This window comes from Ruegeria sp. BC7 (assembly GCF_056539165.1).
Map to the genome: position 1 here is coordinate 179,439 of NZ_JBQFUL010000007.1, position 7,922 is coordinate 187,360.

7 protein-coding genes are annotated in these 7,922 nt (G+C 55.2%); 2 read left to right on the forward strand and 5 right to left on the reverse strand.

Features of this window, described 5'->3' with window-relative positions; genetic code table 11:
* Position 1 precedes the first annotated feature (1 nt).
* The 5 genes from ACR0KS_RS16670 to ACR0KS_RS16690 all read right to left on the reverse strand — a co-directional run bounded on the left by ACR0KS_RS16670 (position 2) and on the right by ACR0KS_RS16690 (position 6,883).
* Positions 2–1,315: a TfuA-like protein gene (locus ACR0KS_RS16670; protein ID WP_170567641.1), complete on the reverse strand. Its 1,314-nt coding sequence runs from the start codon at positions 1,313–1,315 to the stop codon at positions 2–4.
* The gene (locus ACR0KS_RS16675) at positions 1,312–2,517 is read right to left on the reverse strand and encodes a YcaO-like family protein (protein ID WP_170418834.1); all 1,206 of its coding nucleotides are present in this window, start codon (positions 2,515–2,517) and stop codon (positions 1,312–1,314) included. Before ACR0KS_RS16675 ends, ACR0KS_RS16670 begins: the two co-directional genes overlap by 4 nt.
* A gap of 249 nt (positions 2,518–2,766) precedes the next feature.
* On the reverse strand, positions 2,767–4,986 hold the full coding sequence (locus ACR0KS_RS16680) for a PAS-domain containing protein (protein WP_170486185.1): 2,220 nt from the start codon (positions 4,984–4,986) through the stop codon (positions 2,767–2,769).
* A complete protein-coding gene (locus tag ACR0KS_RS16685; RefSeq protein ID WP_170418827.1) occupies positions 4,979–6,157 on the reverse strand; it encodes an FIST N-terminal domain-containing protein in 1,179 nt (392 codons plus the stop codon). The genes ACR0KS_RS16680 and ACR0KS_RS16685 overlap by 8 nt, the downstream gene beginning before the upstream one ends.
* A 42-nt stretch (positions 6,158–6,199) precedes the next feature.
* Positions 6,200–6,883: a response regulator transcription factor gene (locus tag ACR0KS_RS16690; protein WP_170418824.1), complete on the reverse strand. Its 684-nt coding sequence runs from the start codon at positions 6,881–6,883 to the stop codon at positions 6,200–6,202.
* 213 nt (positions 6,884–7,096) lie between these two features.
* On the opposite strand from ACR0KS_RS16690, the gene ACR0KS_RS16695 reads away from it, so the two are divergent.
* Positions 7,097–7,675: an SRPBCC family protein gene (locus ACR0KS_RS16695; protein WP_170418821.1), complete on the forward strand. Its 579-nt coding sequence runs from the start codon at positions 7,097–7,099 to the stop codon at positions 7,673–7,675.
* A gap of 24 nt (positions 7,676–7,699) precedes the next feature.
* Positions 7,700–7,922, forward strand: a 223-nt coding sequence (locus ACR0KS_RS16700) for a (2Fe-2S)-binding protein (protein WP_480693272.1), incomplete at its 3' end; no start/stop codon positions are given.

Here is a 7,922-nt window from a genome sequence, read left to right on the forward strand (position 1 = left end):
TTCATCCGTCCGGTGCTGTCGAGCCGACATCACTATGGCAATAAACAAACTCTGCTTCGATCAAATCATAAAGTGCATCTCGCCCAGCCAGACCCAGCGAAGATGCAAAGGATTCAAGATCATCCGGCATATCCCGGTCAAGCCTTGTTTCAAAAAACCAAAGGAGCATCTGCAAGCGATCCGCTCCGGCCTCGCGCTGAGCGCGTTTAGGAAGGCTGGCTTTCTTTGCAGCACGATCGCGTAGTTCGGCATAGCGCCCCATGCGACGCAGCTCTGCAAGCAGGGGGGCATCCAGCTTTTCGATCCTGGCTTCGGTGGCGGCATCCATATGCGCGGCACTCGTCAAAATCGCCTCATAGCGTTCGACGCTCAGGTCATTGGCCTCCAGCCACTTCAACATGTCGGCTTTGCGGGTGAGCCCGGCACTGTTTCGATGATCCGACATGAGTTTCACAAGCGTTTCACGGTCCGGCTTACGCTCAATACGATCAGCTTCTTCTTGCGCAAGCAGGCTCAGCACCGCTTTGGTGCGCAGGGTCGTGTAAAGCTCGGGGTTCAACCGTAATTCGTCGATTACCGCCTGACCTTCCCGAGCTTCGGAATCCACACGCTGGCGCAACGTCTTCCAGACCAAGGTCCGCTCGGTTCGAGCCGCAGACGGCTGGCGTGCAGGGGGATCGCTCAGATAGTCAGACATCTGCTGCAGCATGGCGCGTGCGTCGTTTGCTTTTGCATCTACCTGACCGTCCGGCAGCCACGCGTTGAATTCCTCCATGCCAGAACATGTCCCGAGGGCTTTCCCGATATCCGACCAATTTCGGTGCCGATAGTGCATGGACTTGGCCGTGCTCAGAATAGCCGAGGCTGTTTCGCTGGTGACAATTTCAGCAGCGACAGCGCTGGAAACCGTGGTCCGAACAGACACCATTGGAACACTCAATGGCTGAAACCCAAGCTCTGCCGGACTATGAACAACGGCAACCTCATCATCGTCCTGCAGAACGCCCGAAAGGTAGTCCTGGAAAATCTGCCCAACCCCGATCATTCCGAAATCGGCAAGCTCCGCCGCCCTGAGCGCACCCATGCTGGCGCTGCCGAATACAGGGATGCCATGCTCTAAAGCCCAAAGTATTTCCTTGTGCCAGACCGAGGGCACCCCCTCGAAATATCCATCGATGATCCCGATGGCCCGAGGACGATCCCTGGTGATCCGGTACACGTCGCCTTGCCGGACCGGTGGCAAGACGGTTGCATCCAAGTAGTCCACTACTTCATTGCGGGGCAGAGTAGGGCCAACGAAAACCGCTATGCTCATGCCTGACCTTCCAAGACCGACCGGGCCCGAGGTCCGAGCACATAATCCGGATCGTCATGCGGCGCCTCCAGCCCCGGAACAATCGCCCGGACAACCGCGATGTCAAACTCGGGCCGGGAAAGATCAACTCTTACAACCTGAGACAGTCCTACAGACTCCAGTTTACGTAATATCAGTTCGAGGTCTTCATCAAAGGACCCCGTCTCAGACGTCGGGCAATCAAAAAAGTTCTGTTTTGGGGCAGCCCCATCAATCAAATCACGTACATATCGACAACGCTCCGTCTGCGCCTGATCGGTGAACTCTGACGGATCCAAATCGTCGCGCGCGCCCGAGACATAGGTCAACCTGGTTTGCGCCGCTTCGGTCAGCGCACGAAGCAGTGCGATCGATCGGTCAGGATGACAGCCATCCCCAATTCCGATGTGACCATTCTGGCCGTCAGGTTCACAGACCACACACCGAAAACTGGCTATTCCTATGTCAGATGTCGTATCCCAGACCCCCAATTCCAACCCTGCCTCGGTGATCATCTGAACCGCTTTTTGGCATCGTGCATCGTCAACCGTCTCATGATCCAGACGAAAGCCTGCGGGCTTGTGATGCCACAGCGTTGTCGCGTCGCGCTCAACCAATTCACAAATCGCGTGACAGGTAGCTTCGACAACATTGTTTCCAGAAGCCAACCCATTTGTCGTGCGCGGAAACGCACCCTGACCTGCGCTTGGCCCAGAAGTGTAATCCGTGTCGACCATTTCCAACGGCACCCAACAATCGTGATCACCTTTCAGGTCACGCCCTTGAACCCATGGCATGCTTCGGTTCGGGTCGAACCGGCCCCCGGTCACTCGTGGAAGGGCGTTGATGTCCACGACGTGACTATCGACGATCAGATCCGCATGACGGGCAACGCGCTGAGGCAACTGAACACGTTCGGCGTGCCAAGACTCGATTGCCTCCATGACGCCCGAGGCTTGCGCAGCCTGCAACGACAATCCTTTTCCAAGCGACACCGCAACCGAACGAGAATTTGGGCGCGCAACCATCACCGTGGGCAAGCCGATCCTATCCAATCCCGTCAGGTTGGCGATCCGGGTAATACCCATCTCTTTTAGGTACGGTCTGACGATCCGTAAAGTCTGATCGGGATCACGTGACCGATGCGTATCAAGCAAGTATCGTTTTTGCGAGGCTTGTTGCATGCCAGAAACCCTAACCAAAACAACTTTGCGATTGGCCGCAATGTGGAAATCAATTTCAGATCAGGATGATAGATCAAATTACGCGGGTCAACCAAACCCTGCATCGAGATGGTTTATCGGCGCAACACGATGATAGAACCTCGGTTAACGCCATTGCCTCTACTTGCTGCGAAGCAAGGGGATACACCTCAGTCCATTTAGCAATAGACTGATAGTGTGGGTTTTAGATGCGGCAGCAAAGCTAAAGTGTCACCCAGAGGAAATCTCTGTCAGAGACGCTTCAAGAATAGCTTTCAGCTTGTGGGCGTCAATTGGCTTGTGCAGCAGAGAATATCCCCCTTCCCCGCAGATTTGGGACAGATAGGCACTTCTGTTGGCAGAGATGATGCACGCCGGCAGATGCCCGAATTCGCCAACCAACGCTTGGACGGCATCAGTGCCCTTTTTGTCATTATCCAACTGATAGTCAGCGACGACAATGTCGGGCAAAATGCCAATCTCACGCAAAAGGCTTGTTGCCTGCTGCTCGCTTGCACATTCCAAAACCTGAACGCCCCATGACTCCATGGTCATGGTCAATGCGCCTCGCAGGTTCTCGTCATTTTCGATCAGAAGTGCGATTGTACTGGCAAGTGTCTTGGGGTCCGTCTCTGTTGGTTCAAACACTTCGCCGGATGCGACGGTCAATGATTTGGCGAGCGGCACTTCCACCGAAAATACGGTGCCCTTGCCCAGTTCAGAATTCAACCGGATTGGATGCTTCAGCAACCCGCAAGCACGTTCCACGATGGCAAGACCCAGACCCATCCCCTCGGCTGCGCTTGCGTCGGAATGTAGTCGCTGAAACTCCTGAAAGACGATGTCACGCTGATCCGCCGCGATGCCTATACCTGTGTCCCAGACTTCGATCACAACAGACGTCTTGCGACGCCTTACACCGATCAGAACCTTGCCTTCGTCCGTATAGCGTATTGCGTTCGACAGAAGATTCTGGAGAACCCTCCGCAAATAGCTTGCATCACTCCTGACCAGAGCATCCGTGTGAACAAAGCGCAACTCCAGCCCTTTTGCCTGTGCCACCGGCCGAAAGGAATCTTCGAGTTGCGAGAAGATTTCACCGATAGAAAGCGTGGACAGGTGTACTGTGGCACGCCCGGAATCCAGCTTTGAGATATCCAGCAACGCCTCGAGAATGTGCTCGACGCTGCTCAGCGCACTTTCCGCCTTGGCAGCCACGTTTTGCGCGTCGACCTCGTTTAAGCCACTACCCAGCGTGGCCACATACAGCTTGGCCGCAGACAAGGGTTGCAGCAAGTCGTGGCTTGCCGCCGCAACAAAGCGCGACTTCGAGGCATTCGCCCGCTCTGCCTCGTTCAGCGCATCCGCCAGTTCCTCGGTACGCGAGGCTACCCTTTGTTCCAGCAACGCCTTTGCTTCGTAAAGAGCTTGAGCTGATCTGTGTTCCGCCGTCACGTCGGTGAACGATATCACGAACCCCCTGTCCGGCATTTCCTGCGCAAAGACGGAGAGGATCTTGAAACGGCCGGAATGCATCTGAAATCTAAGCGGAGGTCGCTCTGTGGATCGGTTCACCCAAGCGATCAAGTCGGCTGCGCTTACACCTTCTTCAAAACTGATCGTTGCGCTTAGCCGGTTGAACAGAGTTTCAAACTGCGCACCCATCTGGAATTGAGCGTTGGGAATAGCCAGCAACTCGCTCGCGCGATTGTTCCACCCGATCAGGCGGAGCTTGCAGTCAAAAATGCAGACACCCTGATCAATATGCTCAAGCGTTGCGCGGATCAGGCGGGCCTTGTCATCCAGAATGCGATCCCGCTCTTTCCGTTCGATCCGCATGATGTCGGTAACGTCGGTCTGAAGAATGACGGTGCCACCATCCGGCGTCCGGTGTTCGGATACCTGGGTCCAGCGGTTTCCGTTAAGGCGCACATTAAATACGACGTGATCATCTGCATGACGCGACATTCGGCGATGCGCCCAATCTTGCGGAGATACAGCTTCGGGCAGAGACAGGTATTTCGACTGGCTTACCAGTTCGACATATTGGGTAAACCGCAAGCCCGGCGACAACTGGCCCTGAATATCGGGCATGTGCATACCAAATCGGCTGTTGCACAGCACCAGTTCCTCATCAAGGTTGAACAGCGCAAACCCTTCCTGGACAGTTTCAATCGCGTTGGCGAGGTCAGCGCGCGCGGCTTCCGTTTCCTTATTGGCCTGAGCCAGCCTCGCGTTAGAGTCGTTCAACAGCTCAAGGGCGCGTTCCAGGTCCAAGGTGCGGGCCCGAACCTCTTGTTCCAAAGTCGCGGCGCGCTGAAACTGCGCATAGGCGGCACCGCTGGCGTCAGTGGACTCCTCCACTCGCCGCATCAGCGCCGCAGCTATCTTGAGCAGCTTTTCGTTTTGACGATCCAGCGGGTCGTCTGGGTTGATCAGAGTCTCAATCATGTGACGGCTCATCAGGCGGATAAATGGCGACGCCGGTCAAAGTCTGGTTCACATGGATCGAATTGAACTGTTCTCCGTAGGTGGAAAATCCGACAACCCTGTTGTCCGAAAGAATTTTGGACAGCGCACCCGTCATTTGCTTTTCCTGCGCTTCCAGCCTGCGCAGGATACAGTCGCACCCAAGTATGGCGTCGGGCTGTTCCTGCTGTTTCAAAACGTCGATTTCCTGTTCCAGATGCGCAGCCATGTCCATTGGCTCGGCCATTGTTAGAACAAGCCCTTCGTCTATCGCCGAAAAAAACACCAGATCGCCATTTCCGGCCACCCTCTGGATTGCCCGGACATGATGCTGGCCTCCAATCTGAACAACGACCGGATGGGCGGCAAAGGTAAAGGTATTCAGTTGCTCGGGGTCTTTGCCCAGTATTCTTGCATATTCACGCGCTGCGGGTTCTGCGTTGATCTCACGCACGATGCGTTTTGCGGGATCTGCTTCGGTAACGACCATACGCTGCGTCGTTGGAACAAGGTGATCCGTTTTGAACACCTTGATCGGGCAACGTGTGCGTATCTGGGTCAAAACAGCCGCGTTTTCATGCGCCTGCCCTTCAAACAGGACAAAGGTATTTCCAAACCGTGTTCCATCCCCGGCCGACCCTCCAAACAGAGGCACCGGCCCAAGCCCGATCGCAAGCTCGGATGTCAGGGCATCTTCTTTGGTAGACAGCCCATCTATCAGCAAAAAGGTGAACTCGTGATGCCAATCAAGTTCAGCTTCCGTCATCTCATTTCGATTGCGGATCATTTCATGAATGATGTCTGGCGCCGAAAAAGCGTCGAGGTCCGGCACTAAAACCGTTCGCGCCGCAAAATGAGAGGCGGGCAACCCAATGGCAACGATCTGATCTTCGGTATAGCCCTGCCCCGCCAACTCTCCAGCCGTGGTGCAGCCTACCACTGGGGTCGGGGCAAATACCGCTGCTGCTTCTTCGATAACAGACGTTGCCTCAGCACTGGCAGTGACAAAGAGAATGACAAGCGCCAGTTCGTCATCGCCCAGCAACGAAGAAAGCTGCCCGATCGCGTTGTCCGCGTCGTATTGCACAAATGCCGTTTTAACGATGCTGGACGCACGGGCCTGGGTCTCAGGCCGCCCGACTGCTTGCTCCATCGGGCCTCCTCCCCAACGCGATGAGGCTTGAGGGTATTACGGTTAGCCCTGCTCTTGCAAGACGCTGGCAAAGGACGCTTTTTTCGCAATCAGAACTGCCTGGGTTCTGCTTTGAACGCCCAATTTCCGCATGATAGCAGTGACATGCGCCTTGACCGTTGTTTCTGCGATGGACAGGTCAAAAGCGATCTGCTTGTTCAATTTTCCCTCGCATATCAGTTGCAGGATACGCGATTGCTGGTTGGTCAATGTTGCCAGACGGCCAACGGCATCGCTTTGTTCATCCTCGTCGTCTGGGTCAATCAACACGGCACCTTCAGGCAGGAAGGTTTTGCCGGAATGTACGGTCTCGAACGCGGTGCGGAACACGTCCCTTTGGCTATGTTTCGGGACATAACCAGACGCACCGGCGTGGATGACCTGACTGACAACCCTGTTATCTGTCATGGACGACACGACGATAACAGGCGCATTGACAACCGCCCTGAGACGCACCAGCCCATCCAATCCGTCAACATCCGGCAAGTTGAGATCAAGCAATACCGCGTCCGGCTTCAAGCCACTTTTGACAAGCTCCAGCGCACGCTCAAGCCTGTCAGCCGTATGCACTTCACCGATATGTGCAACGCTCTGCAATGTCATCGAGAGTGCATCGCAAAACAATGGATGATCGTCGATGATCAGCACGTTTTCAAAGTCATTTTGCCCTACGGCGTTTGCAAACATTGGAAATGGCCTTTGCAACAAGTTGCCCCAATCTAACAAAACCTAGCAAGTGAATGGAACCGCGCCTACTGGCGGAAGGTCGTAAAATGCGTGCATCCTGAGAAAGGCGATGCCGACCCAATTGCAACCGAAACTTCGCTGACTACACCCAAGGTCTTATAGGCACCGGATGGAACACCGCGTAGCTTAACGAAAAATACGGGAGGGAGTGACATGGAACTTCATGACAGCCGCGTCATCGCGGCCCCACGTTCCAAGGTCTGGGATGCCTTGTTATCAGCCGAGGTTCTGAAAGAATGCGTCCCCGGCTGCAAAGAGATGTCGGGCACCGCAGAGGACGGCTTTGCCGCCACTGTAGTCCAGAAAGTCGGGCCGGTGAAAGCAACCTTCAAGGGCGAAGTAACCCTGTCTGACATGGTCGATCAGGAAAGTGTAAAGCTGTCCGGAGAAGGCAAAGGGGGGGCCGCAGGGTTCGCCAAAGGCGCTGCGGATGTGACCCTGTCCGACGTCCCGGAAGGCACGTTGTTGACCTACAATGTCGATGCGCGTGTGGGTGGGAAATTGGCACAGCTTGGCGGTCGGGTCATTGATGGTGTGGCCAAGAAAATGGCGGACCAGTTCTTTGAGAATTTCCAGAATGCGGTTGAGGAAGAGCCTCAGACCAAATCTGCCGATGCCGCGCCAGAACCGTCGGCCGCGCCAGTTGCGCCTGAGCCAACGCCAGAGCCCGCTCAGGCCGATACGCAACCAGAAGAGAAAAAAGGATGGTTCAAGCGCCTGTTCGGCGGTTGAGCAGAATATTTCAGGGAGGAAAATCTGATGAAGATTTCGATGACTGTGAACGGCGTTGCTGTGAGCGGTGAAGTTGAGGGTCGGACGTTATTGTCTGGTTTTTTGCGTGATCATTTGGGGATGACGGGGACGCATGTTGGGTGTGACACGGCGCAATGTGGGGCGTGTGTTGTGCATGTGGATGGTCAGGCTGTGAAGTCGTGCAACATGCTTGCGCTCGAGGCGGATGGGGCTGATGTCGGTACGA

Excerpts from the sequence above, each read along its gene's own strand:
- ACR0KS_RS16670 (WP_170567641.1), bottom strand. The coding sequence starts at position 1,315 with ATGAGCATAGCGGTTTTCGTTGGCCCTACTCTGCCCCGCAATGAAGTA.
- ACR0KS_RS16675 (WP_170418834.1), bottom strand. The coding sequence starts at position 2,517 with ATGCAACAAGCCTCGCAAAAACGATACTTGCTTGATACGCATCGGTCA.
- ACR0KS_RS16680 (WP_170486185.1), bottom strand. The coding sequence starts at position 4,986 with ATGATTGAGACTCTGATCAACCCAGACGACCCGCTGGATCGTCAAAAC.
- ACR0KS_RS16685 (WP_170418827.1), bottom strand. The coding sequence starts at position 6,157 with ATGGAGCAAGCAGTCGGGCGGCCTGAGACCCAGGCCCGTGCGTCCAGC.
- ACR0KS_RS16690 (WP_170418824.1), bottom strand. The coding sequence starts at position 6,883 with ATGTTTGCAAACGCCGTAGGGCAAAATGACTTTGAAAACGTGCTGATC.
- ACR0KS_RS16695 (WP_170418821.1), top strand. The coding sequence starts at position 7,097 with ATGGAACTTCATGACAGCCGCGTCATCGCGGCCCCACGTTCCAAGGTC.